Genomic DNA, 18,234 nt, shown 5'->3' with positions numbered 1-18,234 from the left:
CCCTCATTGCCAACGAGATAGTCATTACCCGTACCACCGAGAATACGGTCGTGACCGCCTTCACCGAACAACCGGTCATCGCCATCACGGCCCTGAATGTTATCCGCATCATCGCCGCCAGCGATAAAGTCATTACCCTCGTTGCCGACAAGATAGTCAGCACCTGCCCCACCGCGGATCTGGTCGTTGCCGACCTCGCCGTAAATGCGATCATTGCCGTCGCCTCCGTCGAGGATATCCCCTGCATCGCCGCCAGCCAAGACATCGTCACCGGCCTCCCCATACATGTAGTCAAGCCCGGCACCACCACTGATAGAATCAGCCCCGGCACCGCCTCGAAGATTATTACCGAGCCCGGACCCAATGATTGTGTCATTCAGGTCGCTACCGATCACATGTTCAATGGAACTGAGCGAGTCCGTTCCTCCGAAACCATCGGTTGCGGACTGCGCTCCCAGATCTACATTCGCTCCAGACGTGGCGCCTTCGGCGGCATCCATGGCAAAGCTGATCGTATCGCTGCCGGAGTCGCCATAGATAAAGTCATTTCCGGCACCACCGGACAAGATATCGTTGCCGTTCTCACCGACCAAAATATCCGTGCCCGCATTACCGAAAATAGTGTCATCGCCTTCATCGCCACGGATATTGTCATCGCCTGCGCCACCACGGCCGGAGTCATTGCCTACGCCCAGCAGGATATAGTCGTTGCCTGCTCCGCCATCAAAAATGTCATCACCAGCATCGCCGCGCAGATTATCGACACCCGCACCGCCCATCAGCGTATCATTACCATCACCGCCATAAAGGTAATCGTCGCCATTTCCACCTGTCAGGTGGTCATTGTCAGCGAAGCCGAAGACCGTGTCGTCATCGTCACCGGCATCTATGATGTCGTCACCTTCATCACCATAAATCAGGTCGACGCCTGCACCGCCATAGGCCGTATCGTTGCCGAGGCCGCCCTTGATATAATCGTCGCCATCACCGGCATCCATAATATCGTCGCCATCCTCGCCGCGCAGGGCATCATTGCCTCCGCCGGCGAAAAGCTGGTCATGACCAACACCGCCGCGCAGGTCATCGACACCGGCAGCCGCAATCAGAACATCGTCGCCTTCCTGGCCATAGATCGTATCGTTGCCATTTCCGGCCGTTATAGAGTCGTTGCCAGCACCACCGGTCAGCAAATTGTTGCCATCGCCTGCCGATATCGTGTCGTTGCCGTCACCGCCGTTCAGCGTGTCGTCCTGGTTGAGGGCAATAATAGTGTCATCACCGGCGCCGCCGTCGACAATGTTGGCACCGCCCCCTGCATCCAGCAGGTCGTCGCCATTTCCGCCATTCATCTTGTCAGCACCAGCCTGACCGAACAGTCTGTCATTGTCATCATTGCCACTGATCGTATCGTCACCATCGCCGCCGAAAATTTCGTCAAGGCCGCTGCCGCCTTCAAGTGTATCGCCGCTGCCACCGCCGCTGATATAGTCGTCACCGACACCGCCGCGCAGCACGTCAACACCGCCCCCGCCGGTCAGTGAGTCGTTACCCACACCGCCATCGGCGACGTTGGAACCACCGCCTACATCGATGGTATCGTCCCCATCGTCACCGAGCATGTAATCGTCGCCGCCCTCACCGAACATGAGGTCATTACCTTCATTGCCGTACATGCGGTCGAAATCATCACCGCCATACATGCGGTCATTGCCTGTACCGCCATATAAACGGTCCTCCCCTACGTCACCGTAAAGGATATCGTCATCCTCTTCGCCGGACAGGGTATCGTTACCGGCGCGACCGTAAATCGTATCGTTACCCTGGCTGCCGCGAAGATTATCAATACCGAGGCCGCCATCGATCATATCGGCACCGGCATTGCCCTCGACATAGTCATCACCGTCGCCGCCATCTATCTGGTCATCACCATCGCCGCCGCGCAGCTCGTCATTACCGATATCGCCAACCAGGACGTCATTGCCGCCGTCACCGCGCAGATCGTCCACCCCGGCGTGACCATAAAGCCTGTCGATGCCACCGCCGCCATAAAGGGTGTCATTCCCGTCATTGCCGAAGAGTTCGTCATTGCCATCCGAGCCATTTAGGAAATCTGCCCCGGCTTGACCGTAAAGCGTGTCATTACCGGCAGAACCGTCCAAGCTGTCATTACCGTCCTCGCCGTGCAGCTGGTCATCGCCAGCATCGCCAATCAGCGCATCATTGCCGACACCACCATAGATGACGTCATTGTCATCGCCGCCCTTCAGTACATCGCCGCCGTTATCCCCATAAATCTCGTCGGCACCGGTGCCACCTTCGGCATAGTCATTACCGTCATCGCCGCGGATAACATCATCGCCGGCATCGCCGCGTAACGCGTCGTCATGGATGCCACCGAATATCTGGTCGTTGCCGTCACCGCCACGCAGACTGTCGGACGTACCCGTGTTGCCAGAACCGGCATAGAGAACGTCAGCCCCCTCTTCGCCGTTGAGCTGGTCATAGCCAGCGCCACCGCGCAGGATATCATTCCCGGAACCGCCATTCAGGCGGTCGTCGCCATCATCGCCGTTCAGCTCGTCAGCACCGCCCCGGCCGATCAGGACATCGTCGCCATCACCGCCTTCCAAGAAGTCGTTTCCGGCGACATCATTGGCGCCATCACCCTCTGCGAAATCATCGCCGGCACCGCCCGATAGCGTGTCGTCACCACTGCCTCCGAACAAATCGTCATCATCGCCACCACCATTGATGATATCATCGCCAGCCGCCCCGCGAAGTATGTCTTCGCCAGCCTCACCATTCACGAGGTCCGCACCGCCTTCGGCATTGACCTCGTCATTGCCAACACCGGCGTTGAATGTCTCGTCTGCATCCGTGCCTGCGAAGAAATCATCGGAATCCGTTGCGATCAGGTCGATGACCGACGAACCATAGCCGGTGTTCTTGCCGTCAAACAGAGCGAAGACGATCGCGATTTCCGTAATCACACCGACAGGCTTTGACTGGTCCTGATTCTCATAAGTGATAGACGAAACGATTTCGTTCATCATCGCCGTCGTCACGATCGTACCGTTGGAGCTGTCGAAGGTAATCTCCAGAACACCATCGATATTGGTAAAGGTGGCGATGACATTGCCGCCGGACACCAGCGTGCTGCCAGCGACGGATATGCCGGTCATCGAGGCAAAGCCCATCATGTCGACTTCACCGGCACCATCCTGGTAATTTGTCCCGATGGAGCGCTGCACCGTCAGCACGGCGCCGTCGTAATTGCCGTTGCCGCCATTCAGGGCATCATAGTCATCATCGGAAATGGTCGCGTCTGAATCGATAACGACGGCACCATCGCCTTCGGTATAGTCAAATACCGAATCAACGTTAGCAATCACGGGGAAGCCGGAGATCACGACACGCTCACCGCCATTGGCGAGCGCCTCCATGAAGTCGATAATATTTTGCGGGATTCCAGCCTGGACCAGCTCGTCAATGCTCGACGAAATCGTTATGTCGCGTTCAGTATTATGATAGTTTCCCTGCACGAACACCTGAGTGCCAACAGTTTCTCCGTCCAGCACTTCGACTTCAAAGAAAATATCATTGAACTGGAAAGGGCCGTAATTGTCGCCGACCGTGTTGAATTCATTGTTGAAGATGAAATAATCTTCGAGTGTCAGGACGATAGTCGAGCTCTCGCCACCACCAGCCTCTTCGGCAAGGTTCGTTTCCAGATAGTAAATAGGATTCTTGAAGTCGCTCTCGGACCCGTCATTGGATACCAGGAAGGTGTTGTTGAAGACGTAGGTATCGATCAGATGATACGGCGTCAGGTTCTCATAGGTGTAGGTAAGCAGGCTGATCTCGTCGAAAAGGTTGTTGAAAACCCGAGTATCCTCGCCATTGCGCAGCTTCACGCCACCAGAGCTGTCATTATACCAGCCTGCGACGTAGTTGCCTGAGAAAGTGAGCCCGTTATAATTGCCGAAATAGATTGCGTGATCGCGGTAAAAATCATTGCCATCATCACCAACGATAATATTCGCCGTCATCACGATATCGGTGATGTTCGTACCCTGAATAGTAGAGGTATAATAGCCCGCATCGTAGATATCGATCCCGGGATTGGTCGCGAGAAACGCGCCCAGGCGCGCCTCCAAGGCTGCGTCGTACAGCTGTGTATTCTCGCCATTCTCAGTCAGACCGCCAAGAATGTTGCCCTCTATAACCGTCCCTGTAGTATTGAACAGCTTGACCGACTCACTGCGCGTCGTCATCAGGCCGGAGCCGTCATTATAAACCTCCGTACGCAGAAATATGTTGTCTTCGAAGGTGAAGGTGCCGTTACGGGCATCAAGCTGGAACTGGGCATTGGTATTGTAGAAGATGTTGTCGGCAACAACCGCAGCCGAGATATTCCCGTTCAGCTCGATCATCACATTGTCGAAGTCGAACCCGCTGATCTCGATATTGGTGATCGCGTTACCGCCGAAGTCGCCATTGGTCATGACGGCGGCCGCGCCCAGCGGATCCGAATAAAGGCGCGTCGCGCCAGATGCAGCACCGTACAGGTTGACATTATCCTCAAGCAGGATCGTGCCGCTGACGTGATAGCTGCCAGCTTCGAACTGCAGATCGACACCATCGAGCGCCGCCTGCTCTATGGCGGCATTGATCGCGGCTGTCTGGTCGGCAGCCGAATTCACGACAACGCCATAGGCGGAAATGCTCACGGTCGGACCATCGGCAGCCATTTCCGGCACATGATCGGCCGGGATTGCCTTGGCGCTGCTGACCGGCACTTGCGAGGACGCCAGCGCCGTCTCGCCGGGCAGGGAAAAGCCGCCAGCTAGCCCAGCCTTATCGAACCCGCCGATATCGACGGAGAAAGCATCATTTAGGGAGCCGGAACGCGGTAACAGTGCCGGCACGGATACCACGTCATTCACCTGCTCCCCCATGCCTGCGGAAATGCCAGGAAGATCCGCATAGGCAGGCTCGCCCCAGTGCATTTCGACATCATCGAAAGTGGGCGCCGTCAGTACATCCGCACGCGCATCGAAGGGCGAAAGATTGATATTGCCGACCAGATCGACATCAGCGCCGGCAACCACCAGACCGCTATCATTCGACGCGTCCAGCAGGTTGCGAACAGTGGCGGCATTCTGCCACAAGCCATTCGAGTGATCGTAAAACGCAAAGGATCCGGCGCGTCCGGTCAGTGCATTGTCGCTCTCGCGAAAACTTACCCTGCTGCCGCCCCAGCCAAAAAGGCTGAAATTTGCGAAAAACTCTGAGTTGAAACCCCCGAATAACATGGCTCTGTCTCCCTGCTCGTGCCCTCGGGAGACCGTAAAGGCAGTTCCCGCGAAAGGCTATTCGTAATTGCGTCAAAATGACACTTTTTCAGGTTGTCATTACCCTGATTTGGCAATAGTAGAATTGATCATGATTAAATCTGGTTGATCGATTAGCGACAGTTTTAATCAAAGCCACATTTTCCGCTGGCGGATGGCGAGTGAAGAACCAGGCGCTGAACGGGCCCTACATTGGCGGCCCGTGCCTGCCTTTTTCCGCGGGCTGATCAACAGGAACGGCCTGTGTCGTATCGAACAGCACGATGGGCCTGTCACCATCGGCACAACCGGTCTGTACACACAGGGACAACGCATCGCTGGCGGCAGAGAACCGAGTATTGGCGAGGTTGGTGCGGGTCGAGAAATAGCGGTTTGCCACCTCTACTGCATCATCGAGAAGGCGCGCGCCCAGCTCGTATTCACGTTCGACATAGGTCAGCTGTTCACGCAGGCTTTGCTGTGCCTGCTCGAGAGCCCTGATGTTTGGCTGGCGATGGGTATAATTGACCCATAATTCTGATACGGACTGTCTGATCTGCTGCTCCAGGGAGCGTATCTGTGCATCGCTGCGGGCCATCTCCCACCGGGCGCGAGACTGCTGGGCTGTGTTTCGCCCACCGGTGAACAGGTCTGTCGTGATGGAAAAGCCTAGCCGGTCACGCTGCTCCCAGTCATCTGTCAGGTCATTGTACTGCTCTGCCCGATAGGCAGAGAGATTGATCTGGGGCAGCCGCTCACGGCTGATGCGCTTTAGCGAACTTTCGGCCGCCTCGCGCTGATAACCCAGCCGGTCAAGCTCCGCAGACCGGTTGACAACGATGGCCTTCACCTCATCCAGCGACATGGCAAGCGGCAGGAAGCTGACATTGGCAAGGCGCTCTGCATAGCAGGCGGTCTCGCGGCCTGTCACCTCCGCGAAAATCTCGGTGACTGCCTGTATGCGGGTTTCAAGGCGCTCTTTCTCGGCGGCAGCCAGCGCATAGTTTGCGCGGATGTTCGATGCCTCGGTAAGCGTGATCGCATTCAGCTCCAGCCGGCGATCCAGCGTATCGCGCAGCCTTGCATAATAGATTTCCTTCTCGCGCGCGATTTCCAGCAGCATCATGGAGCGCAATGCCTCAAGATATAGCCCGCCGACCTGCTCGATCACCTGGCGCCGCGTCGCCAATTGCGTCATCCGCTCTGCCTGATAGCGGGCAGTTACCTCATCTTCGAGAAACCCCTGCTGGCCGAAATTATAGACCATCTGGTCGATGCGGATGCCGACCTGGTTATCGATCTGGTTGTCGGCGAGGAAACCACCGGTTCCCTGCCCGCCGCGCGTATACAGCGTCACTGTCGGACGACGGTTGGAATAGGCTGTCTCGATCTCGGTCTTTGCGATATTTGCGGTCGCTTCGGCAACGTCGAGGCGCTGGTCATAGGAAAGCGCGGCAGCGATCGCGGAGCCGAGCGTATCACACATCTCCGGTGCCTCGCCGATGATATCGGTCTGGACCTCCTGCGCGGTGACCTCGATCAGCTCCTGCGCAGAGACGGACACTACAGAGAATACTGCGCATGCTACGCAGCCAAGTCCATGGTAAAGGGTATGGAGAAATCCGGTCAAACGCCTGCCCCCGAAAACCTTACATCTGCAGGCCGCGCTCCAGCGAGGCCCAGATAGGTTCAAGCATGTAATCCATAAAAGTCCGTTTACGGCCGGACTCGATGAACACTTCCACTGGCATGCCCGGTAACGCCGGCATTTCCTGCCAGTCGAAAGATTCTTCGTCGAGCCTGACCCGCGCCGTATAATAGCTTTGCCCGGTCTGTTCATTCTGGTTTGCATCGGCACTGATCGACTCAACCGTGCCGGCCAGTTTGGGCGCCTGCCATGAGCGATAGGCGGTCAACCGTGCCCGAACGAAAAACCCGGGCTGGATGGAATCGCGGTCTGAAGGATTGACCAGTACCTCTGCGATGTAATCGCGCGATGGCGGCACGATTTCCAGGATCGGGTCGCCCGGCGTGATAACGCCGCCAAGCGTGGTATATTTGAGGTTCAGGATCTCACCATCCTGCGGCGCAACGACCAGCAGCCGGTCGAAGACGTCTTCTGCAGCATCGAGACGCTGTTCGACGGCGAGGATTTCCCGGTTCGTCTCCGCCAGTTCCTCTGACCAGCGCTCGCGCCGCGCAGTGCGGGTTTGGGTAATCCGGAATTCTATCTCGCTGGCAGCCTCCCGGGACTCCAGCATGTCGGAGCGCAGGCGCACGATCTCGGTCTCGAGGCGCGACACCTCGCGCTCCACACGGCTGACTTCGTCAGCACGCGCCAGCTTTTCAGAGAACAGTTGACGCTTCAGCGACAGCTCTTCACTGGCAGAGGCAAGTGAAGCCTGTACGGAATCGATTTCCCGTGCACGGGACGCAGTCCGGGATTCCTGGATTGTCTTCTGCGCTTCCAGTACCTCGATCTCGCTCTTCAGGTTCTCCAGCTGCTGGGTGAACAGGCCCTTCTGGCGGCCGATGATATCGCGCACCGCGTTGTCAGACAGCGCCAGTTTCCGCACCGGCGTAAAATCAGGGGAACCCGATGCTCGGTCCGCGTTGGAATTGTCGAACAGGGCAGCCAGCCTGATGCGACGGGCAAGAAGCCCTGCATATTCCTGCGCGATCTCGTCGCGCTGGGTCCTGGCAGCCGTCTCATCCAGCTCGATCAGCACATCGCCGCGCTCGACGAGGTCTCCCTCGACGACATGGATCTTCTCGATGATCCCGCCTTCCAGATGCTGCACGACCTTGCGGTTGTCTTCCACGATGATCTGGCCGCTCGCCGCAACGCCTTCTGCCAGCTTGGCGATAAAGCCCCACATGAAGAACCCGCCAAAGCCGATCAGGCACAGCGACATCATGCCGAGCACGATCGGGTCACGCATGAATTTGTTTCCGGTCATCGGCCTGCCACCTTTGCAAGCTGGGCATTGCGCCGGGCGAAATATTCCTTCGCCGGCAACAGGTGCGGCTTGCCCTTGTGTATGTGGAGAATATCGGTAAAGCCCGACAGGCAGCGAATATCGTGGGTCACACTGATCACGATCCGCTCCTTGTTGGCAGGCGATGTCAGCCAGTTGAGGAAACCTTTAACGCTCGGCTCGTCCAGATTAGCCGTCGGCTCGTCCAGCATGATGCAGACAGGATTGCCGAAGACGGCGCGGGCAAGGCCGACAAGCTGCTGCTGACCCGCCGAAAGTTCGTACCCGCCAGCGCCGATCAGGGTCTGATAGCCGTTGGGCAGGCGCATGATGCGCTCATGGGCGCCGACTTCCTCTGCGGCGGCGACAACATCTTCCAGCTCGCAGTCGCGATAGCGGGCGATGTTCTCAGCGACGGTGCCGGCCGTCAGCTGAACGTTTTGCGGGCAGTAACCAAAATATTGTCCGCGATCGTCGCTATGCCATTGATGGACGTTCAGCCCGCCGAGCTTGACCGTGCCTTCCTGCGGCTTCCAGACACCGGACAGGGTCTGGATCAGCGCCGTCTTGCCGACACCGCTCTCGCCGATCACCGCGAGGCGCTGGCCTGCCTCGATGGAATAGCGAAACTTGGAAAAGAGCAGACTGTCCGTTCCCGGAATGCCGATACCGATATCGATCAGGTCCATTTGCGGCTGCGGGCGCGGGTTGGGCTTGACCTCCATCGCCTGCTCGCCATCCGGCAGCATGTCGCGCAGCTTCCTGGCCGCCGCGCGTGCACCGATGAGCTGCTTCCACTGGCCGATGCACTGGTCGATCGGGGCCAGCGCCCGGCCCATGATGATTGAGCCCGCAACGATCGCGCCGGGGGAAATCTCTTGTCCGATGGCCAGCCATGCACCGACGCCGAGGATTGCCGCCTGCAGGATCTGCCGCAGGCTGCGCGACAGCCCCATCAGCGCACCGGACCGCGCGAGCAGTTCGACATGCTTGTCGGTAACCTTGCTCTGGCGGCCGGACCAGATGCGGTTCAACTGCTGGGTCAGCCCCATGCTGAGAATGGCAATCGACTGCTGGCCTGTGTGGGCGAGCAGCTGGTTGGCATCGGCTTCATCCTGGCGGATTTCTTCCAGCTTCTTGCTCGTCGCCAGTTCCGAAGCGATGGCGATCATCACCAGCACCGCACCGCCCGCCGTCGCGACAATGCCGAGCAGCGGGTGGACAAGAAACAGGATCAGCAGGAACACCGGAGTGAATGGCACGTCGTAGAGCGAGGAGATCGAACCGTTCATCAGGAAGGACTGCACGGTCGCCAGTTGCGAGGTGGAGCGCTGCAGCTCGCCGCCGCCCGGGGCCTTGCCGCCCTGGGATTTCAGCATGGCGGCAGCAAAGATAGCGCTGTTGACCTGGTCGCCCAGCACCTTGCCGGAGAGCGCAAAGACGCGGCGCCGGCCTACTTCGGCAAGGCCATAGATAACCAGAAGGAAGATCACGATCGCCGAGATGAGAAGCAGCGTGTCGATGGAGCCGGAGGTCATGATCCGGTCATAGACCTGGAGCATGTAGAACGGGGAAACCAGCATGAGCGTGTTGATGATGACGGTGAAAAAAACCGCCATCGCGAACCCGGTTCCGGGCTTCATCGCTCTGCTCAGGTCCTTATTGACCAACTGATACTCTCCGACGATTGGCTGTTAACCTCATCATACTTACCGCAACCACGTTAACAAAGCGCTTTCCCCGAGATTTTCCTTAATCTTCGCTTACATCGCGAGTGATCAGGCCTGTCAAAAGGCTCTTCCATTAATAGCGAAAAATTCGCTCACACCGGCTCACGCCTGGGTCAAACGGCTAATTTCCCGCTTTTTGCAGTGCGAAATATGTGGCACTATCAGCGAACTGTCATGGGAGGGTGCGATGCTGAATGACTTTTCCTACAAAAACGGCCAGCTGATCGTCAAACATACTGGCGCTGCCATTCCACTCGATGCCGGTTTCTTTCGCGATGTTGCGCGGGTTGCCGGATTTACCATGGAAATATCCGCTATCAGCGCCGCGCGGGCCGCGCGGGCAAGGCTGGCCGCGCAAGAACAGCGCACGCCCCGCATCCGGATCGCTTTCGCCCCGACCATGCCGCAGGTCTGGTATGCCATCTGGCCGGTCTGCCACCTCGCGGGCATTGATATCGTCCGCGACCCGGCTCAGGCCGATATCCTGTTTTATTTCGATGATCGCGAAACGGCGCAGGGAATGCCTGCCGGCCTGCCAGCGACTTACATGATCAACGCCCGCTGCATCGATATCCGCAAGAGCCGGGTGGCTGAGGTCTTCGAAAGTGTGTTCGGCTATTCGCTCAGCATCGATCCGTTCACCCATAGCGGGCTTGCCCTGATGAAATCGGAGCGCAATGGCGTCCATGACGGGCAGATCACGCCCTGCCCCTATGTGGTGCCGCGCAAGGGCGCAGTCTACCAGCGCCTCGTTGACAATACGACGGATGGCCGGATCTATACCGACATCCGCACACCGGTCGTCGGCGGCAGCCTGCCCGTGATCTATCTCAAGCAGCGCACCTCCTCCATGCGGTTCTCAAACGAGAACATCAAGGTCAGCCTGACGACGGCAGACGACCAGTTCAGCGCGGAGGAACAGTCCCTGATCCTCGCTTTTGCGCGAGAGATCGGCCTGGAATTCGGTGGCCTCGATGTGCTGCGCGACCGCCGCGACGGGCGCATCTACATCGTCGATGTCAACAAGACCGACATGGGCCCGCCGACGGCCCTGCCGCGCGCGGAAAAACTTATCGCGATGCAAAAGCTCGCCGATGCGTTCCGGGCCTATCTCGGTAACCTCCTGCAAGAGAACAGCCGCGCGGCGTGAGCATACCTTTCGTCAAGGCTTTCGATTTCGAATACGGCATCGCGCAACAGCTTTCACCGCTGGTCGCGCGCGTCATCTGTAACAACCCCGGCCCGTTCACTTTTACTGGCTCCGGCACCTATCTCGTTGGCGCAGACACACTTGCCATTATCGATCCGGGTCCTGAAAACGAGGCCCATCTTCAGGCACTCCTTTCGGCGATAGATGAACGCACTGTTAGCCACATCCTGATCACCCACACCCATCGGGACCATTGCGGCGGGGCAAGAGCCCTGCGCGACGCGACCGATGCGCCGATCCTCGCCTGGGGTGACCACCCGTCAATACCGGGTGACGCACCGCCGGCACTCGACGAGGGCGGGGATTTCGACTTCGCCGCCGACGACTATCTGACAGATGGCGCGCAGATCATGGGCGATGGCTGGCAGCTGGAGGCATTGCATACGCCCGGCCATATCTCGAACCATCTGTGTTACGAGCTAGCCGCGGAGAAGGCCCTGTTCACCGGCGACCATATCATGGGCTGGGCAACCACCGTGGTGGCACCACCTGACGGCAACATGGAAGAATACATGACCTCGCTCGACCTGTTGCTGGCGCGAGATAACGAGATTTATTACCCCACCCACGGCGCGCCGGTTACGGAGCCTGAACAGTTCGTCCGTGCCGTGAAGGATCACCGCCTGGCGCGTGACCGGCAGATCCTGGCGTCAGTCCAGTCAGGCCACGAAGCCCTCATGGATATCGTCGCCGATGTCTATGCCGAGGTCGACAAAAGCCTGCACATTGCCGCGGCCCTCAACGTGAAGGCCCATCTCGACCGGCATGTGCGCGAGGGTACCGTTAAGGTCCGTGGCGGGGCGATGCTGGACCTGCGCTACCAGCCCGCCTGAGGGCCGCAGCGCACTCACTCAGTCCACGGACAGCAGTGCCCGTCGCACGGCGGCGATGAGATGGCGCTGGCGGTCATTTGGCTCGCCCTCGACCTCGGCGACCGTATCGAGCATCTGCACCAGGTCGGCCTTTTCGGAACTGTCCAGCTTCTCCTGGATCGGCTTTAGAATGTGGCGCAGGGAATTGGCGGCATCGTTGATCTGGCCCACCGCCATGCGGCCAAAGGAATAGAGCCCCTGAGCCTCGTCCGCCTCGCACTGGAAATTGGTCAGCATCAGGTTTTCGATACGCGCCTTTTGCCCGAAGGTGACCTCGCCGTCATAGCTGGCAATCTGCACCATGAGGATCGCAGCAGCCTCGCGCGGGTCGGATAGCGTCTCGATCAGGCGGGCATCAGCCTTTCGCGACCATTGCCCCTTGCGCACGGCACCCTTTACCTCGTCATAGACTTCCCGGCCCGCAACGGCGCCGAGCTTGATCCGGTACAGCCAGAAAGCCGCAGCGGCAATGACACCCAGAATGGCGATGATGAAATGCATGTCGTTTCCTCCGGGGATCGATCTTAACAGCATGCTCCCCCGTGTCACGCACTCGCAGGCATGCAACGTATACAAAAAAGCCCGCCATCATGGCGGGCTTTCCTGCAAAAGTAATGTGCCATCAGCTGGCTGAGAGATAACCGTTCTCTTCCAGATAGGCGAGGATCTGCTCCACTGCCTTTTCTGGCGTCTTGTCGACCGTATCGACCACGATATCCGGGTTCTCCGGTGCCTCGTAAGGCGAGTCGATACCGGTGAAGTTCTTGATCTTGCCTTCGCGGGCCTTCTTGTAGAGACCCTTCACATCCCGCTGCTCGGCGACATCGAGCGGGGTGTTGACGAAGACTTCGATGAACTCGCCATCTTCCATCAGATTGCGCGCCATCTGGCGCTCGGACCGGAACGGCGAGATGAAGGAAACCATGACCATCAGGCCGGCCTCGACCATCAGGCGCGACGTTTCCGCGACACGGCGGATGTTTTCTACCCGGTCTGCATCGGTAAAGCCGAGGTCCTTGTTCAGGCCATGGCGGACGTTGTCGCCGTCGAGCACATAGGTGTGACGGCCAATGTCGAACAGCTTCTTCTCCAGAAGGCCGGCAATGGTCGACTTGCCCGAGCCGGACAGGCCGGTAAACCAGAGAACCGCCGGCTTCTGGTGCTTCAGGTTCGCCCGCTCCACCTTGCCGACTTCCAGGTCCTGCCAGACGACGTTGGCAGCACGGCGCAGAGAATAATCCAGCATGCCGGCACCGATCGTCGCATTGGTCTGACGGTCGATCAGGATGAACGCGCCTGTGTGACGGTTCTTCTTGTAGCTGTCGAACGGGATCGGCTTGCCGAGTGACAGGTTACAGACACCGACTTCGTTCAGCGCCAGCGACTTGCCCGCCTCATGGGCGAAGTTGTTGACGTTGACCTTGTATTTCAGGTCCGTGACGGTCGCCGGTACTGTCTGGTTGTTGATCTTCATGATGTACTGGCGGCCCGGGAACATCGCCTCTTCATCCATCCAGATGATGTTCGCCTGGAACTGGTCGGACTGTTCCGCCGGATCGTCGGTACTGCAGATGATATCGCCGCGGGAGATATCGATCTCGTCACGCAGCGTGATGGTCACGGATTCATTGACCTCTGCCTGATACAGGTCACCGTCGCGAATGACGATCTTGTCGACCACGGACCGCTTGCCCGACGGAATGACGATGATCTCGTCGCCCGGTTTCACCTGGCCGGCTGCGATCGTGCCGGAATAGCCGCGGAAATCGAGATTGGGGCGGTTGACCCATTGCACCGGCATCCGGAAGGAGGTCTGGGTGACTTCCTGCGAGATATCGACCGTCTCCAGATGCTCCATCAGGGACTTGCCCTTGTACCATTTGCAGCGCTCGGAGCGGTTCATGACGTTGTCGCCGTCCAGCGCCGACATCGGGATACAGACGATTTCCTTGAAATCGAGCTTCTCGGCGAACCCGCGATACTCTTCCTCGATCTCGTTGAACTTGTGCTGCGAGAACTCGACGAGGTCCATCTTGTTGACGGCTACGACAATGTTGCGGATGCCGAGTAGCGACGCGATATAGCTGTGCCGGCGTGTCTGGTCGAGAACGCCCCTGCGCGCATCGATCAGGATGATGGCAAGGTCGGCTGTCGATGCGCCGGTTGCCATGTTGCGCGTGTACTGAATATGGCCCGGCGTGTCGGCGATGATGAACTTGCGCTTGTCGGTCGAAAAGAAACGGTAGGCAACGTCGATGGTGATCCCCTGCTCGCGTTCTGCGGCAAGACCATCGACCAGCAGCGCCAGGTCGATCTTCTCGCCCTGCGTACCGGATTTCTTGGAGTCGTTTTCGAGGGCCGACAGCTGATCTTCATAGATCATCTTGGAATCGAAAAGCAGGCGCCCGATCAGGGTCGACTTGCCGTCATCGACGCTGCCGCAGGTCAGGCAACGCAGATAGGACTTGTTCCGCTGCGCCTCGAGATAGGCGAGGATATCCTCGGCAATCAGATTATCTTGATGCGACATTAGAAATAGCCCTCTTGTTTTTTCTTCTCCATGGATGCGGCGGAATCCTTGTCGATCGCCCGCCCTTGCCGTTCGGATGATGTGGTCAGCAGCGTTTCCTGGATGATGTCAGGCAGGGTCGTCGCCTCGGACTCGACGGCACCGGTCAGCGGATAGCAGCCAAGCGTGCGGAAGCGCACCATCTTCTCGACCGGCTCTTCACCCGGCTCCAGCGGCACACGGTCATCGTCGACCATGATGATCATGCCATCGCGCTCCACGACCGGCCGTTTGGCGGCGTAATAAAGCGACGGGATCTGAATATTCTCCAGGTGGATGTACTGCCAGATGTCCAGCTCGGTCCAGTTCGACATCGGGAAGACGCGCATGCTCTCGCCCTTGCTGATCCGGGTATTGTAGATATTCCACAGCTCAGGACGCTGGTTTTTCGGGTCCCAGCGGTGCTGTGCAGAGCGGAACGAGAAAATCCGCTCCTTGGCGCGGGACTTCTCCTCGTCACGACGCGCGCCACCGAAGGCAGCATCGAACTTGTACTTGCTCAGGGCCTGTTTCAGCGCCTGTGTCTTCATGACGTCGGTATGATAGGCCGATCCATGCGTGAACGGACCAACGCCTTCCTTGACGCCGTCTTCATTGATGTGAACCAGCAGTTCAAGACCCAGCGTCTTGGCGAGATTGTCCCGGAACTCGATCATTTCACGGAACTTCCAGGTCGTGTCGACGTGGAGCAGCGGGAATGGCGGCTTGGAAGGATAGAATGCCTTCAGCGCCAGATGCAGCATGACGGACGAGTCCTTGCCGATCGAATAGAGCATCACGGGGTTTTCGCACTCGGCGGCCACCTCGCGCATGATGTGGATGCTTTCCGCTTCCAGCAGTTCCAGATGGGTAAGGCTCATGATATTTTTGTACTCCGGTTCACGTCGTCTCGGGCTTCGATCGGTATATTCAATAGGTCAGGCACAGCGACCCTTGAGGTACGCAGCATCCATGGGCTGCAACTCTCGCCGCAGTATAGCAAATGTCATGTGAGTTCCCCCGAAATCAGCCTGTTGTCTTCCCTGCCAGCTGGCATGTGGGCTTATGAATTGGCATGGCCCCTGACGGGTGTCAATGCATGTCGGCCCAGCCTGCTGCAGCGCAGCATAGACGCCGGTTCCGGATCGCACAAGCCCAACTGCACCAACCTGTTCCCGACTATTCCTGCCCGGTGAGCTCAGGCGCATCGCCGAGATCAAACCGGTCCAGTTGACGCGCGCTCATCAGCGCCTCGATATCCGCAATGTAGGCAGTGCTGTCACCGCCGACATAAGGCCCTATCGCTCCGGCAAGGGCCACCCCGCTTGGCTCCTCGCCCGCTGCGCGCAAGGCAGCACGGCGCTCCCGGAATATCTCAAACGCCGGGTGGCCGTTCAGATATGCCGCATAGGCACGCGTGGCTTCCAGGATCGTCTCATGCTCAACCCCGCCACGCCCGCCATAGATCGCGTTGCGCTCCATCAGTCCTTCGGCTGAGCCCCACCCCGTTGCAAGGATGGACTGGGCGGTGGCAAGGGATGGCGGGATGATGTCGATTTTCTCCGGCAGTTCCGCCCGCTCGCGATACCGGCCGCGATAGCTGCGGGCAAGGATATCGACCCGTGTCTGCTCCTCCAGGCTGAGCGCCTGCCCGCTGGCTTCCTTGTCGAGGATTGCCAGCAGTTCTGTCCGCTGCTCGAGGATCTCCTCGTTTATCTCCTGCATCGCAGCCGCGATCACGGGCGGATAGGCAGCCTGCCGCACTTCGGCAGGCTGACCGGGGAAATCGGACGGGAAGCTTGCGACGACCACATCCGCTCCCGCCGGGGCATCGTCCGGCCTCATATCGGTCATCATCTCCGTTGTGGTCGCTGGATAGACGAGGACCGTCGGCACGGTTTCAGCCTCTGAATGATGGACCATCGTGAACCACATTCCGGCAAGCAGCACGATGCTCATCGAGCCGAGGCGGGAGAAAAGCTCTCCGCGGGCCGGCGGCGCGGAGGTCTCCCCCGTCAGGCGGAGCTGGCGGGCGACCAGCGGTGCGGTCCAGCCCTGCACCACGAGCGAGACAAGCACCACGGCCAGTGCAGCTGACAGATAGAGCGACGCATTTGGCGCCCCGCCGAGCAGCGGCATGATACCGAGGAAGACAGGCGTTGCCCCGCGCAAGCCGGTCCATGCGATGAAGCCCTTCTCCTGAACCGTAAACTTGAACGGCGCCAGCAAGACGAAGCTCGCCAGCGGCCGGGCCAGCAGGAACAGCGCCATCGCGGTCAGTGCCGCCGGGATTGCCACGATGGCCAGATGCGAAGGTGTCACATACAGCCCGAGCAGGAAGAAAAGCCCGGTCTGCGCAAGCCATGCCAGGCCATCGACACCGGGCGCGGCATCGCTCGCAGCCTTTGGCGATTTCCAAGCCATCACGACGCCTGCGATATAGATGGCGATAAAGCCGGACCCGCCGAGCAAATCGGCCAGCCCGAACGAAAGAAGCCCCATCACCATGGCGAGGATCGCTTTCAGCCCTACCGGCAGGCGCACATGGCGGAACAGCCATGCCGACAGCCAGCCAATACCATAGCCGGCAACCCCGCCGGCGATCAGCATATAGGCGGGCATGACGATCCACTGCCACCAGGTCATCGGCTCGCCCGCCAGCGTCTCGACAAGTCCCATGACGAGGATGATCGCGATCGGGTCGTTGAAGCCGGATTCCACCTCCAGCGTCGCCGTCACCTTTTCCGGCAGCTTCACGCCGGAGGCCGCCAGGGCGAACACCGCCGCGGCATCGGTGGAGGAGACGATCGCCCCGAGCAGCAGCGCATTGGCAAAGCGCATGTCGAACAGCCACATGGCTATGGGCGCAACGATGAACGCCGTCATCACGGTTCCGGCAAAAGCCAGCGCCGAACCCGGCTTTATTCCCTGTCTGATGATCTTCGGCTGGGTGCGCAGCCCGCCCTCGAACAGGATCACGGCTATCGCCGCCGTGCCGAGGAAAAAGGTAATGACCGATTCCTCGAACATGATGCCGCCCGGCCCTTCCGATCCCGCCATCATGCCGGCAACGAGGAAGATCAGCAGCAGCGGCGCGCCGAGGCGCGAGCCTGCAGCGCCCATCAGGATGCCGCCAGCCGCGAACAAGGCAAGCGTGAAGAACAACGGGCCTGTATCGGGCATCAGGTCTCCTGAGATCAATCGAAAGAAGGGATTATGGAAGGCTTTAGGATATTTCCATCTGGCTGGCAAACGCCGAACGGCCAAAATTGCTGGCCCCGGGCTGTCACAGTCAAATATTCATCACCGTACTGACCATCAGCATCTGACGGCCCATGCACTGTGCTTTTTGCTACCGGCTTGGCTTGGTGAATTGCGTCTTAACGGGTCGGCAAAAGCTGTCGATCATGCCGAATGCACGCAGGGTGTGTGTTACATTCAGCGACTCGCCCCGCCTTGAAATGGTTAACCGGTGCACAATCGCTTATCACACCCAATCCACAGATTTTATTCACATAAACCGGAATCTCGGCCTTGCCAGCGCAGGACAAATAGGCCACCCT

The 18,234-nt window shown here is 58.9% G+C and carries 10 protein-coding genes; 2 read left to right on the top strand and 8 right to left on the bottom strand.

Annotation, left to right across the window (positions count from 1 at the left end; translation table 11 throughout):
• The 4 genes from FF098_RS13375 to FF098_RS13360 all read right to left on the bottom strand — a co-directional run.
• The coding region (locus FF098_RS13375) for a hypothetical protein (RefSeq protein ID WP_155141275.1) at nt 1–5,315 on the bottom strand (5,315 nt) is incomplete at its 3' end.
• 226 nt (nt 5,316–5,541) lie between these two features.
• The gene (locus tag FF098_RS13370) at nt 5,542–6,897 is read right to left on the bottom strand and encodes a TolC family protein (RefSeq protein WP_155141273.1); all 1,356 of its coding nucleotides are present in this window, start codon (nt 6,895–6,897) and stop codon (nt 5,542–5,544) included.
• Between the two features lie 85 nt (nt 6,898–6,982).
• Nucleotides 6,983–8,293: an HlyD family type I secretion periplasmic adaptor subunit gene (locus tag FF098_RS13365; protein WP_155141271.1), complete on the bottom strand. Its 1,311-nt coding sequence runs from the start codon at nt 8,291–8,293 to the stop codon at nt 6,983–6,985.
• A complete protein-coding gene (locus tag FF098_RS13360) occupies nt 8,290–9,954 on the bottom strand; it encodes a type I secretion system permease/ATPase (RefSeq protein ID WP_155141269.1) in 1,665 nt (554 codons plus the stop codon). The genes FF098_RS13365 and FF098_RS13360 overlap by 4 nt, the downstream gene beginning before the upstream one ends.
• Before the next feature lie 274 nt (nt 9,955–10,228).
• Between FF098_RS13360 and FF098_RS13355 the strand changes: the two genes are divergently transcribed.
• On the top strand, nt 10,229–11,191 hold the full coding sequence (locus FF098_RS13355) for an ATP-grasp domain-containing protein (protein ID WP_155141267.1): 963 nt from the start codon (nt 10,229–10,231) through the stop codon (nt 11,189–11,191).
• Entirely contained in the window at nt 11,188–12,084 is an 897-nt protein-coding gene (locus FF098_RS13350) for an MBL fold metallo-hydrolase (RefSeq protein ID WP_166426525.1), read from the top strand. The genes FF098_RS13355 and FF098_RS13350 overlap by 4 nt, the downstream gene beginning before the upstream one ends.
• A gap of 18 nt (nt 12,085–12,102) precedes the next feature.
• Here the strand turns inward: FF098_RS13350 and FF098_RS13345 are convergent, their stop codons facing one another.
• From FF098_RS13345 to FF098_RS13330, 4 genes are all read right to left on the bottom strand, one after another.
• Complete coding sequence (locus FF098_RS13345; protein WP_166426524.1) at nt 12,103–12,624, bottom strand: TerB family tellurite resistance protein; 522 nt, start codon at nt 12,622–12,624, stop codon at nt 12,103–12,105.
• A 121-nt stretch (nt 12,625–12,745) separates the two neighbouring features.
• Nucleotides 12,746–14,653, bottom strand: coding sequence for a sulfate adenylyltransferase subunit CysN (gene cysN, locus FF098_RS13340; protein WP_155141264.1), 1,908 nt, complete (start codon nt 14,651–14,653; stop codon nt 12,746–12,748).
• Nucleotides 14,653–15,552, bottom strand: coding sequence for a sulfate adenylyltransferase subunit CysD (cysD, locus tag FF098_RS13335; protein WP_155141262.1), 900 nt, complete (start codon nt 15,550–15,552; stop codon nt 14,653–14,655). Before cysD ends, cysN begins: the two co-directional genes overlap by 1 nt.
• Nucleotides 15,553–15,850: 298 nt before the next feature.
• Nucleotides 15,851–17,854, bottom strand: a complete 2,004-nt coding sequence (locus FF098_RS13330) for a potassium/proton antiporter (RefSeq protein ID WP_155141260.1) — start codon at nt 17,852–17,854, stop codon at nt 15,851–15,853.
• Between the last annotated feature and the right edge of the window lie 380 nt (nt 17,855–18,234).

This window comes from Aquisalinus luteolus (genome assembly GCF_009712425.2).
In the GTDB taxonomy this organism is placed as follows: Bacteria; Pseudomonadota; Alphaproteobacteria; order Caulobacterales; family Parvularculaceae; genus Aquisalinus; species Aquisalinus luteolus.
Note: the sequence above shows the minus strand (reverse complement) of the source record. Positions and strands in the feature narration are given on the sequence as shown.